At 42.0% G+C, this 19,702-nt stretch carries 15 protein-coding genes; 7 read left to right on the forward strand and 8 right to left on the reverse strand.

Features of this window, described 5'->3' with window-relative positions; translation table 11 throughout:
- Positions 1-124 precede the first annotated feature (124 nt).
- A complete protein-coding gene (locus J8L86_RS13120) occupies positions 125-1,642 on the reverse strand; it encodes a carboxypeptidase (RefSeq protein WP_065110027.1) in 1,518 nt (505 codons plus the stop codon).
- A 241-nt stretch (positions 1,643-1,883) separates the two neighbouring features.
- Between J8L86_RS13120 and J8L86_RS13125 the strand changes: the two genes are divergently transcribed.
- Positions 1,884-2,867 carry a phosphotransferase gene (locus tag J8L86_RS13125; protein ID WP_211030743.1) on the forward strand — a complete coding sequence of 328 codons (984 nt, stop codon included), beginning with the start codon at positions 1,884-1,886 and terminating at the stop codon, positions 2,865-2,867.
- A gap of 188 nt (positions 2,868-3,055) precedes the next feature.
- A complete protein-coding gene (locus J8L86_RS13130; protein ID WP_211030745.1) occupies positions 3,056-4,495 on the forward strand; it encodes a methyl-accepting chemotaxis protein in 1,440 nt (479 codons plus the stop codon).
- Positions 4,496-4,639: 144 nt separating this feature from the next.
- On the opposite strand, the gene J8L86_RS13135 is transcribed toward J8L86_RS13130, so the two are convergent.
- Together J8L86_RS13135 and pmbA are read right to left on the reverse strand one after the other, a co-directional pair.
- Positions 4,640-6,007, reverse strand: coding sequence for a hypothetical protein (locus tag J8L86_RS13135; RefSeq protein ID WP_211030746.1), 1,368 nt, complete (start codon positions 6,005-6,007; stop codon positions 4,640-4,642).
- Between the two features lie 189 nt (positions 6,008-6,196).
- A complete protein-coding gene (gene pmbA / locus J8L86_RS13140; protein ID WP_211030748.1) occupies positions 6,197-7,540 on the reverse strand; it encodes a metalloprotease PmbA in 1,344 nt (447 codons plus the stop codon).
- 247 nt (positions 7,541-7,787) lie between these two features.
- On the opposite strand from pmbA, the gene yjgA reads away from it, so the two are divergent.
- The 5 genes from yjgA (at position 7,788) to J8L86_RS13165 (ending at position 13,200) form a co-directional block, all read left to right on the forward strand.
- A complete protein-coding gene (yjgA, locus tag J8L86_RS13145) occupies positions 7,788-8,327 on the forward strand; it encodes a ribosome biogenesis factor YjgA (protein ID WP_065109648.1) in 540 nt (179 codons plus the stop codon).
- A 25-nt stretch (positions 8,328-8,352) separates the two neighbouring features.
- The gene (locus J8L86_RS13150) at positions 8,353-10,869 is read left to right on the forward strand and encodes an Ig-like domain-containing protein (RefSeq protein WP_211030750.1); all 2,517 of its coding nucleotides are present in this window, start codon (positions 8,353-8,355) and stop codon (positions 10,867-10,869) included.
- A 234-nt stretch (positions 10,870-11,103) separates the two neighbouring features.
- Positions 11,104-11,505, forward strand: coding sequence for a hypothetical protein (locus J8L86_RS13155; protein ID WP_055022895.1), 402 nt, complete (start codon positions 11,104-11,106; stop codon positions 11,503-11,505).
- 187 nt (positions 11,506-11,692) lie between these two features.
- A complete protein-coding gene (locus J8L86_RS13160; protein ID WP_065109646.1) occupies positions 11,693-12,577 on the forward strand; it encodes a LysR substrate-binding domain-containing protein in 885 nt (294 codons plus the stop codon).
- 128 nt (positions 12,578-12,705) lie between these two features.
- Positions 12,706-13,200, forward strand: coding sequence for a hypothetical protein (locus J8L86_RS13165; protein ID WP_055022897.1), 495 nt, complete (start codon positions 12,706-12,708; stop codon positions 13,198-13,200).
- Positions 13,201-13,303: 103 nt separating this feature from the next.
- Here the strand turns inward: J8L86_RS13165 and J8L86_RS13170 are convergent, their stop codons facing one another.
- The 5 genes from J8L86_RS13170 to tldD form a co-directional block, all read right to left on the reverse strand.
- On the reverse strand, positions 13,304-14,443 hold the full coding sequence (locus J8L86_RS13170; RefSeq protein WP_055022898.1) for an ABC transporter permease: 1,140 nt from the start codon (positions 14,441-14,443) through the stop codon (positions 13,304-13,306).
- On the reverse strand, positions 14,440-15,615 hold the full coding sequence (locus J8L86_RS13175; protein ID WP_211030752.1) for an ABC transporter permease: 1,176 nt from the start codon (positions 15,613-15,615) through the stop codon (positions 14,440-14,442). The genes J8L86_RS13170 and J8L86_RS13175 overlap by 4 nt, the downstream gene beginning before the upstream one ends.
- A gap of 51 nt (positions 15,616-15,666) precedes the next feature.
- Positions 15,667-16,641 (reverse strand): biotin/lipoyl-binding protein, encoded by a 975-nt coding sequence (locus J8L86_RS13180; protein ID WP_211030753.1) that lies wholly within the window; start codon positions 16,639-16,641, stop codon positions 15,667-15,669.
- Positions 16,631-18,073: a TolC family protein gene (locus tag J8L86_RS13185; RefSeq protein ID WP_144430117.1), complete on the reverse strand. Its 1,443-nt coding sequence runs from the start codon at positions 18,071-18,073 to the stop codon at positions 16,631-16,633. The genes J8L86_RS13180 and J8L86_RS13185 overlap by 11 nt, the downstream gene beginning before the upstream one ends.
- 153 nt (positions 18,074-18,226) lie before the next feature.
- The gene (gene tldD / locus J8L86_RS13190) at positions 18,227-19,675 is read right to left on the reverse strand and encodes a metalloprotease TldD (protein ID WP_065109641.1); all 1,449 of its coding nucleotides are present in this window, start codon (positions 19,673-19,675) and stop codon (positions 18,227-18,229) included.
- Positions 19,676-19,702: the final 27 nt, after the last annotated feature.

A 19,702-nucleotide genomic window follows, 5' to 3' on the forward strand; every position in this document is an offset into this window, starting at 1 on the left:
AATAACTAAATAACTCAATCAACAACTAGGTTGATTTCCTAATCAAAATAGGAGCCGAAGCTCCCATTTTAAGTGTCATCCAGTCAAGCTTAAATCGCCGCTTGCGCAACTGAAACATGATTTATTAATATTTTGCCGCCATATCTGGTTTAGGCATGGTGTTCTCAATAAATTCACGTAAATCTTGGTTTGACTGTTTTAGATCTTCAGAACGTAAGTACATCATATGACCACTTCGATAACCTTTAAAACTTAAACGGTCTTTCATCTTGCTACTTGGATCAAGTTGCCACATGGTGTATTTGGCATCAAAGTAGTTGGTCGCACCGTCATAGTAACCAGCTTGTACCATGACATTTAAATACGGGTTTTGTGCCATTGCTTGACGTAAGTTTTCACCGGTTTTGTTGTTAGTGCGATCCCACGGATGCACATCACCTAACATGTAATACTTAATATCGGTTTTATAGTTTAACTCTTCACGAATGTACGCATTAATTGCTGGTGTAAAAGAGTGTAACCATGACGTTAACTCAGCATTGTAATCTGGACTATCGCCAACATCTTGCTTATCAATCCCTAAGTAACGAGAATCTAAACGCCCCACAGTTTGACCACGCTCACGTAATAATTCTTTCCAGAAAAAGCGAGTTGAAACATCTAGATTAGACTTCAATACAGCATCGACACTTAAGCCTGAAAAGTAAGCTACTTTCTCAGCAATTTTTTGCTTATGATCAGGCGCAATAAAACCACCCATTGCCAACGCAGGTATGTATTCATTAATGGTAAATGCCTCAACCTCAGGTAAAAACTCAGTTAAATCTGTATTTTGTAAATCGGCAGATAACGCCTTGTGATACCAAGCGGCTGCGGCAAAATAAGGAAGGCGGTTAGCGGCTTTTACAGGGCCTTTGCGTTCAATACCAATATCGGTTGGTGAAACCAGCACGACGCCATTTAAATACATCCATTGACGGTCTTGTAACTCCAATGCCAAACCAGATACACGTGTAGTACCGTAACTTTCACCGATTAAGTATTTAGGTGAACGCCAGCGCTCATTGCGACTCACAAAGGTATTTAGCCATTCTGCTAAATACTTAATATCAGCATTAACCCCAAAGAACATTTCCTGTTGTTCATCTTTTGATGGCATCTCGCCATCTTTATTAGGTAACACCCGTGAATAACCGGTATTAACAGGGTTTACATACACGATATCGGCAACATCTAAAATAGAATATGGGTTGGTTTTAACCCCATAAGGCTGCAAAGGATAGCCTTCGTCATCAACGTTAATGGCACGAGGACCTGTGTAACCTATGTCCATCCAGACGGACGCTGAACCTGGACCACCATTAAATGAGATCAATAAAGGACGTTTGGCGTTATTTCTAACGTTATCTCGCTGATAATAGGTATAACTTAAGGTTGCGACCGCATCACCATTTTCGTTCCACACAGGTTGGGTACCAACCGTTGCAGTATAAGAAAAGCTATTACCATTCACTTTCGTTTTATGTTCAGTGACTACCGTTTCATCAATGGCAATTTGACGACTATGCATACTGACATTTGTCTGCTTATGAGCTGACGCTTCATTACTTTGGTCAGCAATAACGTCGCTTACTGTCATCATTGATGCAACGCTGACCATCACAGCCGCGAGGGGAATTAGCTTCATACCTGTTCTCTTTTTGTTATCTATATTAGGATATTGATGTGATCTTATTAAATTACCAAATCATGAGAAGTGCAATCACAGTAATATAACCTCAGCCCGCGACTGCACTCAAAGTAAAATAAGCAACTGAATTTAAAGTACAAAAAAGATCAACAATAATCGTAAGCAAACGTACATTCACATTTAAGGTCGCTTAATGACACAGGTAACATCTCAATCTTGGTTACAACCTGATTGGCCCAAGCAAGCACAACAGTGGGTAAATCGATCATTAAGGGAGCTGGATTACCAAGTTATTGGTTCGTTAGTACTGATAAAAGGCTGGAGTCTCGGGTACGTTTATAAACAAAAGACAAACAAAGGTGATGTATTTTTTAAAGCCACTGCTTCACTACCTTTGTTTTCTAATGAATCGCAGTTATGTGCAACATTGTATGACCTTTTTCCAAATGCTATAGCAACCACGCTGGCTTATGAGCCTCAGCAACAATGGTTATTAACCGCTGATTTTGGCACTGCTTTTGTTGATACTGTGCCATTGTCAGATTGGGCGCTCCCCTTTAATGCCTTTGCAAAATTGCAGCAGCGCTCTATCCTGCATCTCGATAAATTAATCGATTCTGGCTGCATACAACGTGATATTCGTAACTTACCCGATCAATTAACAGCCATGTTTGCTGATGACAACATAACCGCTCGCCTACCTAAGGACATACCACAATCTGCTGCGCAAATCAGCGAGGTTATGACTAAATTGACACAACAGATTAATGCATTGCTGCAACTTGGTCTCCCTAACACCTTAGTGCATAGTGATTTACACATCGAAAATATTGCACCCAATACTGCATTAGCAACTGAACAAGCAAGCGAGCCGTTTATCTATTTTGATTGGAGTGATGCATGTATTAGCCACCCATTTATCGATGGCACCTATGTCTTTCGTATAGAAAAAACACCTGCAAAGCAGCAAATTGTTCAAGCCTATTTATCCCAATGGCAAAGTTATGCTGATATGGAGGCGCTTCATGAAGCTTGGCACTTAGCCGAAGGGATCTGTTATGCCCATCAAGCAGTCTCTTATGGCGCGATGAACCACATTCTCGATCACGATATGGATTTATTACATGCCTTCGAAAATGCCTTTAGGCGTTTCATGGTTAATTTATTGAATAAATAAATGAAAACACATCTTTACTTAGCACTGTTTTAAGGTGTGTATAATCAGACTGCGCCAGTGTTTGTTGAGTCAATGTTCCCTATGTAGCATAACCGATAAAAAAGCGCTTTTTTTGTGAAAAAACCATATCAAATCGACGCCACCTGCTCTAGAATCCAATTAATTTCTTCTATTCAAGTGCTGATTTTATGAAACAAGTTGAATTTCGTAATATTGATAAACTGTTTATCAAAATGTCTATTAACGACAAGTTCTGGGCAATTTTCGGGTTATTCTTAGTAATATTGAGCTTTGTCTCAATTAATACCTACCTAGACCGTATCGATCAGATAGAACAACAATCAATGGCAATGTTAACTGAAAAGGTCAACACCACAGTTAATACGCTTATCGCCACTGACCAACTCGAACAAGCTGCAACCACTGGTTTATCAGTATCGACTTATCATCAGCAAAGCGAACGTAATGGCAACAACATTAACGCAGTAATGCAATCAAATGGACAATACTTCTCGCTTAACCAGTCTGTTTATCAACTAGAGGCAGATGCCAAACAAGCGGCACTTTATAGCTTATTGCTCACGTATTTATGGGTACTGCCTTTTGCATTAGTGATTTATTGGAATGCGACCTTTATTGGCGGCGCACTTTTCGTGCTGTGGGATACCACTAAAAAAATTGGCAATGGTGATTTAACGTCTCGCTTGGGCTTCCACCCAGGTCGTGATGAGTTCGGCACCATAGGTTGCGCATTAGATAAAGCGATGGACACATTAACCGAACTGGTTGTGACGGTTAAGCAAAGCGCAGATACCTTGCACCATACTTCGTCTTCATTTGCCGATGAAACACAGCAAAGCGCCGAGCAAATAGATCAACAATATGTCTCTTTAGACTCTGTTGCGACTGCGATGGAAGAAATGACGGCATCGTCGTTAGAGGTATCAAACATTGCTAAAAACGCCACGCAGCAAGTTGAGCAAGATTCTGAATACACTAAGCAAAGCTACAATCGTGTAAAAAGAGCAATCGAAGAGATTGAGCAATTATCAACATACATTGAAAAAACCTCAGACTCCGTAGGCAGCTTGAAAGAAAACGCGACCAAAATTAATGAAGTGATTACTACCATTAATGCTATTTCAGAACAAACGAACCTATTGGCATTAAATGCCGCTATTGAAGCAGCTCGAGCGGGTGAAATGGGACGAGGCTTTGCCGTCGTTGCAGACGAAGTCCGTACCTTAGCCAGTCGTACACAATCAGCAACGGTTGAAATCCAAAGCATGATTGAGCAATTGCAATCTGAAACCCTTAACATTGATAGCATTACCCAAGATACAGTTAAGCAAGCACAAAGTAGCAGCGATTTAATTGCCAACATTGGGACAGACGTGAACTCAATTGCCGAGTCTTCTCGTTCGATTATGGACATGAGTTTCCATATTTCTACCTCTTCAGAAGAACAAAGCGCGGTGGCAAACGATATTGCTAAAGAGCTGACAGAAATTCGTGTTAAGTCTAATACCATCAGAGATCTTGCTAACCAGTCATCAAGTGGTGTTGCTGATTTATCTGAAGCATCAGCCAACTTAGGCCGAATTTTAAGTAACTATCAAACAGCCTAAATAGGTTTGATAACGACGCATGCTTTAAAGCTCAAACATCGACAGGCCAGAGCCTTATAACAAAAATGCCGATAGCATCAACTATCGGCATTTTTTATGAAACAGCTTCCATTCGCAGTAATGTTATTGGCACTCTACGAAAGATTACAATTGGTGTAATGTATAGCCAAACTGACTTTGGCTATCTTGGGTAAGTACAAAGCTGTAATTCGTGTCACCATCAAAACTGATTAAATCAGACTGATATAGCAAGGTCTGTGTGCCGTTATCAGATTCATATACGACATTTATTTCATAGTCATCTTGCGGCATAACCAAGCTATCTTGCTCTTCAAAATCGAGGTTTTCAATGGTGTATTGTGCTGACTCAATGGTTTCAGTGCTGCTGACAAAGTACACAATCACATCATCGTAATCTTGAGATAGGTTAGCGACATCAACATTATATTCATAAGCTCTTGGACGAAGGTCATGCTCTATCACCATGCCTTTGACGGTATCATCTCGATACAACAATAAAGTGCGGATGTCGTCTTGGTTAAACGTCACAAGTACATTGTCTAAAATGACTTCGCTAGTCTCCGCATTGGTTACCGTCACACCATAATCATTAAACCCTGTTTGCGAATACTCACTGGTAGTAAATGGCGTAATGTCTTTCAAATAGTGGGACTCTAACTTACTTACGACATCAATATCTAACGTGGTATCTTCTAAACCATTGAACACTCTAAAGTCGGCCGTTGAATCAATATTGGTGTAAGTCACAGGGGTTGATGTTGAATCAACACTGTCCAAAGTGATTTTTAAATCGCCAGAGCCAAAACTATTTCTTAGAACAAACTTATAAACCGTTTCACTGGTTAAGCTCATGCTATCAGTGGTATAAACCACGTTATCAGTGCCCTGCTCTGTCAGGTAAATGATGTATTCATCGGTATTTAGCATCAGCTCTGAAGTATAACCACCGTAGTTGATACTGCCTATCATAGTGGCATCTTGATAACTGTCACTATCAAGCGAGATATAGGCGTCATAAGCGTTATCTTCACTGGTTACATTGGCAACCAATACCTGCATTTTACTGTCGTCACTATCCTCGTCATCATTGATATCATCCATATCACTGCGATCATATTCGATATCTAATAACTCAGATGAAACATAATCACCGTAAAGCACATATAAGTGATTTGCCTCATTACTCAAACTGATCGTCTGGCTATAAATACTGACAGTATCCTCATATTCATCTAGACCATAGATTTCCATATCAACACTACCCGTATCATATCCGTAACGTGGCATTGCATCACCAAATTCAACGTCTGTGTATTGGTAGTCATCTAAAACTAATGATGTTGCTGTGCTATCCGCTGAGGCATTATAAAATTGTACGTACGCAACAGAATCCGAATCATCATCACTGCTGCCATCAATCGAATCACATGCTGCTAATGAAACACTTCCCAAGCAAACCATCATCAAACCACATACATTTTTGTTAAACATACTCACTCCATTAACTGTTTAATTACATTCTCAGGAGATAGGACAGAGCACGGATGTAATTGACCGTAAAGAAGTGTAAAGAAGATAAAGCCTGCGTAAATGGCTATTTATTCGGGGAACTCAACTATTTTAAAGATATAAAAAAGCACCGCCTAAGCAGTGCTTTAATGGGTTAAGTCAACAATTGGCTTAACTACCAGCGATTTTCATATCACTTAATAAAATACCGCCAGTGCGAATAGAAGAGCGTAAATCTTGATCTTTCGCGACAGCTTGAATTCCCATAAACATATCTTTTAAATTACCTGCAATGGTAATTTCTTCGACTGGGAATTGAATCTCGCCGTTTTCAACATAAAATCCAGCAGCACCACGTGAATAATCACCTGTGACCATATTCACGCCTTGTCCCATCACTTCCGTCACAATTAACCCTGTGCCCATTTGCTTAATGAGCTCATCAAAGGTTTGGCCTGTATGACTTAATGTCCAGTTATAAATGCCACCAGCGTGACCCGTATTAGTTAAGCCAAGTTTACGTGCAGAATAGCTAGTTAAGAGATACGTTTCTAATTGGCCACGATCAATGATCTGACGCTGTTGTGTCGCCACCCCTTCACTATCATAGTTAGCACTAGCAAGTGCACCAATCAAATGCGGGTTTTCTTCAATACTAAACCATTCAGGAAATAGTTGGGTATGAATTGAGTCTTGTAAAAAGCTTGATTTACGATACAAGCTACTACCACTAATAGCCCCCACTAAATGCCCTATGAGTCCTGTCGCAATTTCTGGAGAAAACAATACAGGCAAGTGTGCCGTAGGGATCTTACGTGCATTTAAGCGATTTAATGTCTTATTTGCAGCCAATAAACCAACCGACTCGGGTGTCATTAACTCATTATATTTACGGGCAATGGTGTAATCGTAATCACGTTGCATATTGCCATCGGCTTCTTCACCAATAACGACACAACTTAAACTATAGCGAGAGCTACAATAGCCGTTTAAAAAGCCATGACTATTCCCGTAAACCTTTGCTGCAGTATGAGCGTTAGCAGTTGCGCCGTCAGAATGTTTCACTTGTTCATCAACTGACAAACTGGCTTCTTCGGCACGTATAGCAAGCTGTGCTAACTCATCAGGTGAAATGTCTTGCGGATGGTATAAGTCTAAATCACGAATGGTTTCTGCCATAAGCGCTTTATCAGCAAGCCCGCTAAATGGATCAGATGAAGTGTACTTTGCGATATCATCAGCGGCCTTAACGGCGACAGCAATCGCTTCAGGACTTAAATCTGACGTGGATGAACTGCCTTTACAGCCATCACGATAAACCGTAATACCTAGTGCGCCATCTTTATTAAATTCAACCGTTTCAACTTCCTTTTCACGGGTTGAAACCGATAAGCCTTGCTGCTTACTTATCGCCACTTCTGCAGCACTGGTGCCTAATTTTTTAGCATGCTCTAATGCAACAGCAACGGCATCTTTTAGCGCCGCTAATTCAGTATCAATTTTATTGGTAGACACACACTTACTCTTCAGTTTCCATTGTTGGCACTAGCATATCAAATTCAAAACTGTATTGATAACCATCAAAACAAGGATTTAAGCGCACAAATTGCCTTAAATAAACTAACCTTTAGTTATCATGTTGAATTATCACTTAATGAACACAAATAGATTTACGCAAAATTGACGACTTAGCCGTTATTCAGTGGCCGCAATGCCCCTTGAAGTGTTATTATTCACGGATATTTATTAGAGGTTATTTACTATGAAAATTGTTGGCGATTCCGACCACTTCCATCAGCCATATGACAATGACGATGATTACGTCAGCAGAACAGAGTTCAAAAAAGAAAGTGAGGAAGCTCAAGCGCTTGGCATGCGACTTATTGCCCTAAGTAAATCACAGCTAGACAAAGTTGGTTTAGACGAATTTTTATATGATGCTGTACTAAAAACAAAAAGCATCAAACCTAAAACAGAAGCTTACCGTCGTCACCTTCAGTACATCGGTAAACTTATGCGCGGGTTCGATCACGAACCAATTATTACAGCACTTGATAACGTATTGAATAAAAACAACAATGAAACTGCTCAAGTACAAATTATTGAGAAGTTACGTGCTCGTTTACTTGAAAATCCAAATGAGGAAGTAGAAGCGTTATTGGCTGACAACCCTACATTTGAACGTCAAAAGTTACGTCAACTGATTCGCCAAGCAAATAAAGAACTCACTAAGAGTCCTGATGCAGAATCAAAATCTCACAAAGAACTATTCAAATACTTACGCGCTGGTTTAGCAGACTAAATATACTCATACAGGGATGTTGCTGATGCTACTAAAAAAAATAAAATACGCACTACCTTTATCAATCGCTTCACTTGGTTTTCTCATCGGTTGTAATGGCCCTTCAGATGACAATGGTGATAACGGAGGAGAAGACGGCAGTTATAGCATTAGTGTTAGCTACCAAACGGTAGTAAACGGACAATGTGATGCAGCCACCGACTCACTCACTTTTGATATCAACGAAAGTTTTTGTGCAGTAGCCCATTTAACACTCTCTAATAGTGATGTTAGTGGTGCGATTATCAACTTTTCACCTGACTTTGGTGAAGCAAGTGCTGATAGTAAGCTCACTGACAGCGATGGCTTAGCAAGCGTTTTTATTAGTTCAAGTGGCGATGTCGGTGCTGGCAGCCTTTTAGTCAGCCATACACCAACTGATGCAGATAGCGTTACGGCAACCCGTAATTATCAATTCGAAGACACCAATACAGTCCCGACACCTGACACCATTTCTGTGGCTTCTAGCATTACTCAAGCAGGTCAAACGGTAACCAGTTTCAAAATTGATGATGCGGTTATCTTAACGGCCAATGTGCTCGACGGCACTAACCAACCCATCGTCAATCAGCTAGTAACATTCCAAGCAGGTAATGCGAGTTTATCTCCAAACACAGCACTCACATCAGCCGAAGGTGTGGCGACAATAAGCTATACTGCATCGACTGAAGAGCTAGGTGCCTACACCTTAGTAGCCAGTACTGAATTTAATGGTGAAACTGTATCAGGCACCAGTGCATATGAAGTACTTGCCGGTGATGAAGTGATACCTGATGGTACGCTCAAGTTTGGTTATATTGATGACAGTAATACTTTCCACGAAAATCAGTTAGGCTCAACATTAATTGCAGATACTGACGGCGATTACGTTATTGGTGCGGGCGCAAGCTTTGGCGTGATAGCTGATATTATTGTAGAAGCCGATAACGGCAGCTTTGCTCCTTTACAAACCCCAACCAGCATTTCATTCACCTCTGATTGTGTCGCCAGTACTGATGCCAGTATAGACTCTCCTGTGACCACTTCTGCTGGGCGTGCAAGTTCAACATACCAAGATACAAGCTGCAGCGGCAATAGTGTTCGTAGTGAGCAAATTGTGGCTTCAGCGGTTGTTGGTAGCGAAACTTTTAGTGCAACATTTGATTTTTCCTTAGAACGCCAAACGCTTGGTAGCCTAAGCTTTATATCTGCCGAACCTACACAAATTCGTATTAAAGGCGCAGGCGGAACTGGCTCAACAGAAACGTCATTAGTGACATTTTTAATAAGTAGTGCCAGCGGTCAGCCTGCTGCCCAGCAATCTGTTGACTTCAGCTTGGATACCATTGTGGGTGGGCTAAGCTTTTCAAATGGTGAGATTACCAGTGAAGCAACCAGCAATAGTGAGGGGTTAGTTACCGTGACTGTTCAGTCTGGCACTATCCCTACCCCTGTGCGCGTGCTTGCCTCTGCAACCGACAGCGATACGGGTGATGTCATCACAACGCAGTCTGAGCAACTAACCGTGAATACCGGTTTACCTCAGCAATTAGGCTTTAGCATTTCTCCTTCGTTATTTAACCCAGAGGCGGGAAACAATAACGGTGAAGAAGTCACCATAACAGTATTTGCATCAGACAGCTTTGGTAACCCAGCACCTGATGACACTACGGTCAACTTCACAACTGAAGGTGGCCAAATCCAGCCTTCATGCTCAACGGTTAATGGGACTTGTTCTGTGATATGGACATCAGCCGATCCACGACCAGCTGATCATCGTGTAACTGTGCTCGCTTACGCGTTAGGACATGAAACTTTCTTTGATACTAACGGCAATAACATCTTTGATGATGCTGATGGAACAGCCATAGCTAATGCTTGTTTAGATAGCGCAGGTGCTCCTATCGCTTGTACTGGTAATGGCATGGACAGGGAAACCTATCATCAAAGTGGCTTTAGCGATTTAGGTGATGCCTTTAGAGATGATGATGAAGTCGGTGTTTATGTTTCTGGCAAACCGTTTTTCAATGCTGAAGGCAATACCAGTTACTCTGGCCCAGATGGTAAATTCAATGGACCACAATGCGAAGGCAGTCTTTGTGGTGAAGGCCAAGCGAACAAAACTTACATTCGTGCAGCCACTGTACTGACCATGTCAGGTTCAGCCGCTAATATTATCGCTACCGACGTGGATAGAAATCCAGTGACTAATTTAGTCTTGGCACCTGAAGCAATGCAGACAGTATTAGTGGAGCTATATGACAGTGCCAGACAGGTCATGCCAGCAGGATCGACATTAACGGTGACTGCCATAAACGGAACAATCAACTTCGAGGGTTATACCGTTCCTAACACGACGTGTTATAGCTTCGCAGCTAATGATGCAAGCCATGCCTGTGATGAAGTTGCCACTAAGTTTACCTACACAGCTGCTGATGAAGTGGGTCAAGACTCTATTACATTAACAGTAACAACCCCAGGTGGCTTGATTACGAAAACGGACCTAAGTGTCACTGTGCAGTGATATCTGATAATAGGTTAATGGTTTAACAGGGCTAATGCCTTGTGCCATAAGCTAGTGTCATCAAGCTTAACCCGTAAATCACCCACTATCTAGAAGCTCGCCTCGGCGAGCTTCTTATTATTGAAATATCATAAAACTAGGATATACTCTTTCGCAATTGGGAAAACAGGGTTCGTTTTCTTACGGTTTAATACTCAAAATTAAATCTAAAAAACCGCTTAAAAGGATATTTAAATGCGTACTACCGCTATTTTAGCCACACTTGCTGGCTGCGCTTTACTCACTGCATGTGCATCAACTCAACCTATCGTTGCTCAAGAGAAAACTGTTGAATTTGAAGGGCAAACTTTGGTCTTCTCAGGTATCTATGATACTGAAAAAAATAAACTTGAACTGTCAGTTAATGGCGATCCGCTAATGAAAGGTCGCTTTCCACCATACACACCAACTCAAAACCTAAAGAGTAAGTATCGAGATTTAAAAATCGAAGGTAAATGCTATTTTGGTTCGGTATTAGGTGATCAAGGTGGTGCATTTGGTGCCGTTGCTGGAATCATTCAATCTTCAAAATCAAGCACAGGCGACAAGTGCGAAATGCTTGTAAACAACAAGCCTGTTGAAAACCTGTATTTCTAAAACATCACCATAAGCTGTAATAACGAACCCAAACTTTACAATGCATTGTAGGCTAGTTCGGCTGCACTATACTGGTGCACTGAACTAGACTTATAAGCCCTTAACACACTGAATAAAGGCAGCTAAAGCACTCAAGCGACTTGGCTTGGCAATTGCTTATTTCTTGCTTTCATTATACGAGTCCATCATGTTACCACTGCATACGTCCCTTAGAGGACTACGTTGTTTTTGTATTGCAGCCGAATGCCTTAGCTTTAAAGAAACGGCAAATCAATTATTCCTCACGCCTTCAGCAGTGAGCCATCAAATCAAGCAATTAGAGCAAAACCTGCAACAACCTCTTTTTATACGCCAAACGCGGGCAATCAAGCTCACAGATGCGGGTAAGCAGTTTTATCAGCAAGTTGCACCTATCATGGTAAAACTTTCAGAAACCGTAAACCAATTCGCACAAACAAATACCACTTTAGAGGTAAGCATTTCGATGCCAGAGTTTTTTGCCAGTGAATTATTTGTCCCTCAACTTATCGGCTGGTCTCAAGAATACCCGCAGATAAATTTGAAATTAGACACAGTAAAAACTAGGGCGGCACAAACTGGGCAAACCGACCTATCAATTGTTCTGTCAGGTTCTAAACAACAAGATCAGCATAGTCATGAATTATTTCCGCTCAAGTACATCCCAGCCTGCAACCCTCACCAATTTCAGCAGTTGCATTCTCAAGGACTATCGGTGATATCTAAAGTCCCATTAATTGTTCACCAAGCAAGACCTCATTCATGGGAACAATGGGCTGAATCAGTTAACTTACCGCATTTTTCGCCAAAACAAGTGATTCAACTGGACAGTATGTTTAGCGTTGCTCGCGCAGCAGAGCAAGGTATTGGCATCGCACTTATCCCAATGCCTATCAGTAAAGCATGGTTTGAAAATGGCAGTTTAGTAGCACTCTTTAATGAAGCCTTAAATAGCCATGATAAATACTACTTACTGCAACACGGGCAAAGTGAAGCAAGAATGGAGGTCCAGCAATTAATAGATTGGACGGTTGCTCGCTTTGGCCAACAATAATCAGACTCGCGCGGCTAATAAGTGAAAAAATCTCATCTATCACAATGAATTTTCTCGTTTGTCAGCCAAGCAGATATTCCCTAAATTAGCCACGTAGCAACCCGCTACTACCTACAAAGGAATACACAATGAAAACATTACCTACTCTTATCGCAGCAAGCTTATTACTTGCAAGCTCACCCATGGTTATGGCTGATGCCGCTGAAAATAGTCGTTATAAAATGGTGCTTATTGAAGACACACCTGGCGTAGATGCTATTCAATCAGGCGACTTAATTGAAGGCATTGAGTTAACGAAATCAGCAAAGCACTCAGCCATTGATACCTATACTCGTAACCTCAACTTATGCGTGGGATATACTAAGTTATCTCAATTTGATGTTGCTGAAAAAGCGTGTAGTGATGCAGTTAGAATGGCAGTCAATGAAGAAACATTACCGTCGATGAGAATGCGCGCATATGCCTTCAATAACCGAGGCGTAATGAAAGTGCTGGCAAATGATAACATTGGTGCTTTAGAAGACTTTAGACAAGCCGCAAAAGCGACTAAAGACCCGATTTATAAGCAAAATCTGACTCGTTTAGAGGCTGCACTTAATAGCCTAGAAACGGGGACCTTATAATTTGGAAGATGACCAACAGCGACAGCAAAGCTTTCTCTGTCGACAACCAGTAAATGTGGAACCAATAGGCATTAAGTGGACACTTTAATGCCTATTTTTTTACTTAACCATTCTCCGTTTTCAGCCGTTGCTTCACACCAATAAAAGCCAATAACAGAAATAGCACAAACAGGGTCCACATATGTATCCATAAAGGTAATACACTCGTCCAACCTGCGCCCATTTGACTTAACTCTAACATAGCCATAATAGCTGGTACGGCAGGAATCACTTGGGATAATTGCACCAAAAGATCAGGAATTAATGCGATAGGCCACACAAAGCCAGACACAAATAAAATGGGCATCGACACTAACAGCAAGACTTGTGTCGGTAACTCTCGCCTTACAAATAGACTACTTAACGCAATGCCACATGCCGCAGTGGATAAAATAAACGGCACCATCAATAAGGCCACCTCAGTTAAAGTCGCTTGCACACTGACATCGTACCAATAAAAGCAATAACCTAGATAAAAGCTCGCAAACAAAGCATAAATGGCGCTAAAAACAGTCAGACGTGCACCAATTAATGCCATAGGTGAAACGTGATTCCAATAGCCCTTTTTGCGCCATTGTCCTGCCCCTAAAATCCCTGTACCAATCAATAACGTTTGGTGCAAAATTAGTAAAAACAATCCAGGCACCACATACGGGGTGTAACCTAAACTGGGATTAAATGCAGGGACGCTATTAATATTGACTGAATGTAAACTTTGCTCAGCTTGCTGCGGGTTTTCTCCTCGTGCTAACAACCCCACTAACTGAATTTGCCGACCCGCATCCATGCCTGCACTAATTAATCCTTCAGCAACCGCTGAATAAATTAAAAAATAGCTCGCATCGCCACCGTAACTTAAGGTGGCTCCTTTACCGAGTAATAAATTACGCCTAAACCCTTCTGGAATGACTAATAAACCATGGGCTTTCGACTCTGATATCCATTGCTGTGCAATATCAATACTGCCCACCTGAGCAACGATAGTAATTTTGGGAGAAGCATCTGCATGTCTAAGCAACTGGCGACTTAATGAAGAGTTATCGTGATCAACCACAACCACTTGTTGTTGAGTCGGAACTTGGTTCAGATAAGGGAGAGGATAAAGCACCGAGTAAAACAGCACGCCACCAAACATGGTCACGACTATGGCTTTATCCGCTAAAATGGCTTTTAGCTCTACAAATAGCAGTTGCAACCAGCTCATGATTTGACCCCTACAGCTTCACCTTTTGACCTTGTAATCAGCGCAATTTGCTTATTCCAAATAACACGATGTAACCCCCAAGCTAACGCTAAAACGATAATAAAGTAGCCATAAGAAATACTTTGCTGCAATACCTGAAGCGCTCCAGCGCCATAGCTGATAATACTGACATGGGAGTCGATATAATGACTAGAAGGCATAATTAAACGCCACCACTGCGCTAACTCTGGCATATCATTGACAGGAAAAGTGATCCCCATAAATGCAAAAGCTGGGGCGAATAAAGCGGTACAAAAACTGACGCTTCTCGCTGGTTCACGCATCAATAAAAATACCAAAATAACCAAGGTCCACAATGCTAAAAACATCATTGCTTGCGCTGCTATCAGTAACAATAGATTACCCGCAATCGGTAAACGCAACACGCCGTATAACCACGCTAAGATAAAGCCACCATGCACTAACATTACAGGGGTATAAAACAACACTTTAGCGCCAACATGCCGCCAAAACTTTGCTGGTAATAAATACTGTTCGCCTTGACGAATGAGGCTGTCGTTTAATGAGTTTACAAATACCATCATTGCCAAAAGCTGCAATAAGGCGATTAACACGGGAGGAACCAAAAATCCCACGTAATTGTTGTTACGGTTAAACAAGGCCGTGGTTTGACTGGTGACAGGACTTAAGTTGACCGCAACCGTTGCACGATTAGCACCATTGAGAAGCTGCTTCATACCAGCCACTTCCATGAGTCCAGCGCCTACACTCAGCTGTAACTGACTCGATAATAGTTTCCCGACTAATAAAAACTGACTGTTATAACGAATATCGACGGTGGGACTGCTACCCGTTAACAACTTACGCTTAAACTCATGCGGAAACACAACCACAGCGTAAACTTCTGCTTGAGTCATCGCAGCCTTTGCATCAGCAAACTGAGTATAGGTAATAGGCTTAATTACGGCATTAGCGGCTAAATTACGGGTTAAGGTTCGAGTAAGTTGGCTATTATCTTGATCAACCACAGCCACAGGCAGTTGCCGAGGTAACCCAGCACTGAATAACCACCACAAGCACAAAATACTGATTAGCGGAATATATGTCACCAAAGCCAGTTGCCAGGGTGAACACCATAAGCGTTTCAATTCTTGTTTTAGTAAAACCCGCATCTTCGCACCTTAGTCATAAGAAGCACCTTAATCAGTTTGTAACTAATGATGCTAATTGACACTTAACAGCACAGACATGCCGACTCTTAAATCTGCAATCGGGCGATTGGGGCGTAACTCAACTTCAAAGGTACGCATATCAAAGTCATGGCCACTTTCAGTGGATCGCCAAGTCGCAAAACTGCCCATCACGCTAATATGAGCAATGGTAAAGTCCTCAGTAACCTTTAATGCAGGAATGGTTAAGGCAACCGTTTGCCCTTGCTTGAAATCTGCCAATTGGTCTTCACGTATTTGCATGACAGCCCATGCATCAGTAATATCAATTAAACTGACAACAGGGAAACCACTCGGTGCTAGCTCACCAGCCTGTAATAAGACTTCGCTTACTTCGGCATTTTTAGGCGATCGCATTTGACTGTCAGCTAAAATTGCACTGACTTCCTTCACTGCACCTTCTGCCATGCGAGCATTACCAGCGGCAGCGGCTTTGGTTTCTACTCTCGCCCCTTCATCAGCCATCTGATACATGGCTAAAGCTGCTTGTTCGGTATATTGCGCTGCTTTCCACTGAGTAAATGCTTCATCACGCTTTTGTCTGGCAACAACACCTTCATCAAATAGATTTTCAACTCGCTGATAGGTGGTTGCCATTAAATCGGTTGCCGCTTTGGCTTTTAACCATTGCTCTTTCGCCGCTGTCACTTGTTGCTGACGTGCCCCGTTATCCGCTTCTTGTTGCATGGCTTTGGCAGCATCACGCCCCCCTTCAGCTTGCATTAACTTTGCATCTAACTCAGGACTATTAATCGCATACAGTAAATCACCAACTGCAACTTTATCGCCTCGGCGCACCATCACTTGCTCAACTCTACCCGGTACTTTAGATGAGATATTGTATTCACGAGCCTCTATTTGCCCTTGTAACAGGTTCTCTTTCGGCTCAAATGCTAGTTTCAGGCCATAACCCAATATCCCCAACAGGATAAGACTGGCGATAACAGCAATAATTCGATTAGCCCGCATTTTGATTCTCCTGAAGTTGGGTGCGTCCGATAAATTCATCTAATTGGCCACTAATTGTCATTAGCCTTGCGTAAGCTTGCACGAAACGATATTGCGCCCCAAGCTGCTGAGTTTTAACTGCACTTAATTTTAATTCAGCATCCACTCGATCAATCGATGTTGATAGCCCCTGATTAAAGGCCAGTTCACGTAGGCGAAGGTTCTCTGTTGCTAACGCTAATGAGGCATTCAATGCTTTTACTTCTTCATCGGCCTGCTGTAGTTGTCGATAACTTTGATCAAGCAGCAAACTCAGGTCTTGTTGGGTTTGCGCCTTGGTATACTTAGCTTGCAATAAAGCACTTTGTGCAGCCTCAACTTTGCCACTGCGACCATCACGACTAAAGATAGGCACGTTTACCCCCACTCCAACCATCCAGTCAGGTTCAATTTGTGAGAACAAGCTATCGTCTTCATATAAGGTGTAATTACCATATAAAAACACTGTTGGATGATAGCGACCTTTCTCTAGTTGAATGAGACCATTGGCTTGCGCTTCTTTCGCTTCCAGTAATTTGAGCGCTGGGTGCTGCGTTAAGGTCAACTGACTTAACCGAGGTAATGACGGCGACTGAGGCAAACTGAATAACCCTGAAGTAGGATCAGATTCAGGTAAATGCAGCATTCTTGATAGAGCAATTTGAGCCATTTCATGCTGACGCTTTGCACTGCCAAGGTTTACTTTGGCATTTTCTAGTGCCACTTGTGCATTTAAGCGTTCAACTTTTGCAATTTGTCCTTCACGTTCTAGTTTTTGTGCGTGAGACTCATGTTCCGTTAATGAGTCCACTAATTGCTGATTCGTTGCCACTAAGGTTTCTGTTACCGCCACAGCAAAGTAACGATCAACAAGCTGATTAAACATGTCTCTAGAGGTAAGCGAATATTGATGTTTTTTCTCTTCGACATGAGCAGCATGAATACCTTGAGCCGCGGTAATTTTACCGCCAGTATAGATTGGCCACATAGCTTGTAAGCTAGCACGGAAAATATCCTGCTCAGTAAAAGGAGTCACAAATAAAGAGCCAGGAATAGCCGCTAACGCTTCACCCAGTGCTGGAGGAAGCGCACCTGGGTCAATTGCAGCAATGGGATTCAGATCTCGTAAATCTAATTCTATGGGCTTTTCAAGACGGGTATAGCTACCAGCAAGATTTAATGAAGGCAAATTCATGTCTTCACCGGCTCGCTCTTCAGCTTCAGCACGGCTGACTTCTTGAGATTGGGCTTTTAATTTATCACTGACAGTTAATAACTGTTTCCATGCATTAGCAAACGAAAGCGATTCAGCGCTAACCACATGGGATAATGAAGCAGTGATAACAAATACCCCAATGGGTACTAGTGACAAGACTTGTCTTACTTTGATATTGAAAACAGCTAAATGCCTCATGAACCTCATCCTTTAGTTAGAGCAATAACTCTAAATTGGCGAATTATAACTAGTTTTACTGTTTACTTCTAGCGTAAGAGATTGATTTTAAATATTCTAAATGAGTGTAGTACAAAATAAAAAGGTGCCATTACAGCACCTTTATTTTTCCGTTTATGCCGTTCCACCAACGGTTAAGCTATCTAGTTTCAATGTAGGCTGACCCACACCAACAGGCACACTTTGTCCATCCTTACCGCAAACACCCACACCTTTATCTAACGAAAGATCATTACCGACCATCGAGATTTGGCTCATGGCTTCAGGTCCATTACCAATTAATGTGGCGCCTTTGATTGCTTCGGTCACTTCACCATTTTCAATCAAATACGCTTCGGAGGCTGAGAATACAAATTTACCCGAGGTAATATCCACTTGCCCGCCACCAAAGTTAGGAGCGTAAATGCCTTTTTTAACCGACTTAATCATCTCTTCTGGCGTCGAAGTACCCGCTTCCATATAAGTGTTTGTCATACGTGGCATAGGTAAATGAGCATAAGACTCACGGCGACCGTTACCCGTCGTAGCTTGTCCCATTAAGCGCGCGTTTAACTTATCTTGCATATAGCCTTTTAAGATACCGTTTTCAATCAAAGTCGTTTTTTGCGTTGGCACGCCTTCATCGTCGATGCTCAATGAACCACGACGATTTTCAATTGTACCGTCATCCACGACCGTCACTAACTCTGATGCCACTTGCTGACCCACTTTGCCACTAAATGCACTACTGCCTTTACGGTTAAAGTCACCTTCTAAGCCATGCCCTACCGCTTCATGTAACAATACACCAGGCCAGCCATTACCGAGGACAACGGGCATCTCACCTGCTGGGGCATCAATGGCGTTCACATTCACCTGCGCTTGACGTACAGCTTCTCGAGCAAACTCAAAGCAAACAGGTAAACCAGCTTCATCTGTCGCTAAAAACACACTGTAATCATGACGACCGCCACCACCAGCACTGCCACGCTCACGTTTACCATTGTCTTCAAGAATGACGCTACAGTTGAAACGAACTAAAGGTCTAATATCAGCAGCAAGCGTACCGTCACTGGCTGCAACTAAAATTTCTTCATGCACCCCTGATAAACTAACCACGACTTGGATAATACGTGTATCTAGACTGCGAATGTATGCATCGGTTTGTTTAAGCAGGTTGATTTTTGGCGCTTCTTCCATTGCTGCAATGGGATCGTCACTTTTGTATAGTGCGTGAGTATTGTGACGCTTAAAGGCATGCACCTGATGTTGCTGACCAGCGGTTGCGATACCTCGTGCAGCTTCAGCTGCTGATTGCAGTGCTGCTGGAGTAATTTCATCAGCATAAGCAAAGCCTGTCTTTTCACCCGTTATGGCTCGAACCCCTACGCCACGTTCAATATGAAAACTGCCTTCTTTAATGATGCCATCTTCTAACGCCCAAGTTTCATGGCGGCTACCTTGAAAATATAAGTCTGAAAAATCAATATTATGTTGGTGAATAATATTGAGGTAATCCTGTAGCCCATCAAGGGTTAACCCATCATGTAATAAACTTTGTTCAACTTGAGCTAGAAATGGCATTAATTCTCTCTTTAAGCCCTATGGCTT

Origin of the sequence: Shewanella sp. MMG014 (assembly GCF_018100775.1) — a bacterium.
In the GTDB taxonomy this organism is placed as follows: Bacteria; Pseudomonadota; Gammaproteobacteria; order Enterobacterales; family Shewanellaceae; genus Shewanella; species Shewanella japonica.

Excerpts from the sequence above, each read along its gene's own strand:
- J8L86_RS13170 (WP_055022898.1), bottom strand. The coding sequence starts at position 14,443 with ATGAGCTGGTTGCAACTGCTATTTGTAGAGCTAAAAGCCATTTTAGCG.
- J8L86_RS13150 (WP_211030750.1), top strand. The coding sequence starts at position 8,353 with ATGCTACTAAAAAAAATAAAATACGCACTACCTTTATCAATCGCTTCA.
- J8L86_RS13125 (WP_211030743.1), top strand. The coding sequence starts at position 1,884 with ATGACACAGGTAACATCTCAATCTTGGTTACAACCTGATTGGCCCAAG.
- J8L86_RS13135 (WP_211030746.1), bottom strand. The coding sequence starts at position 6,007 with ATGTTTAACAAAAATGTATGTGGTTTGATGATGGTTTGCTTGGGAAGT.
- J8L86_RS13160 (WP_065109646.1), top strand. The coding sequence starts at position 11,693 with ATGTTACCACTGCATACGTCCCTTAGAGGACTACGTTGTTTTTGTATT.
- J8L86_RS13180 (WP_211030753.1), bottom strand. The coding sequence starts at position 16,641 with ATGCGGGCTAATCGAATTATTGCTGTTATCGCCAGTCTTATCCTGTTG.
- J8L86_RS13165 (WP_055022897.1), top strand. The coding sequence starts at position 12,706 with ATGAAAACATTACCTACTCTTATCGCAGCAAGCTTATTACTTGCAAGC.
- yjgA (WP_065109648.1), top strand. The coding sequence starts at position 7,788 with ATGAAAATTGTTGGCGATTCCGACCACTTCCATCAGCCATATGACAAT.
- J8L86_RS13130 (WP_211030745.1), top strand. The coding sequence starts at position 3,056 with ATGAAACAAGTTGAATTTCGTAATATTGATAAACTGTTTATCAAAATG.
- J8L86_RS13155 (WP_055022895.1), top strand. The coding sequence starts at position 11,104 with ATGCGTACTACCGCTATTTTAGCCACACTTGCTGGCTGCGCTTTACTC.
- J8L86_RS13120 (WP_065110027.1), bottom strand. The coding sequence starts at position 1,642 with ATGATGACAGTAAGCGACGTTATTGCTGACCAAAGTAATGAAGCGTCA.
- J8L86_RS13175 (WP_211030752.1), bottom strand. The coding sequence starts at position 15,615 with ATGCGGGTTTTACTAAAACAAGAATTGAAACGCTTATGGTGTTCACCC.
- J8L86_RS13185 (WP_144430117.1), bottom strand. The coding sequence starts at position 18,073 with ATGAGGCATTTAGCTGTTTTCAATATCAAAGTAAGACAAGTCTTGTCA.
- tldD (WP_065109641.1), bottom strand. The coding sequence starts at position 19,675 with ATGCCATTTCTAGCTCAAGTTGAACAAAGTTTATTACATGATGGGTTA.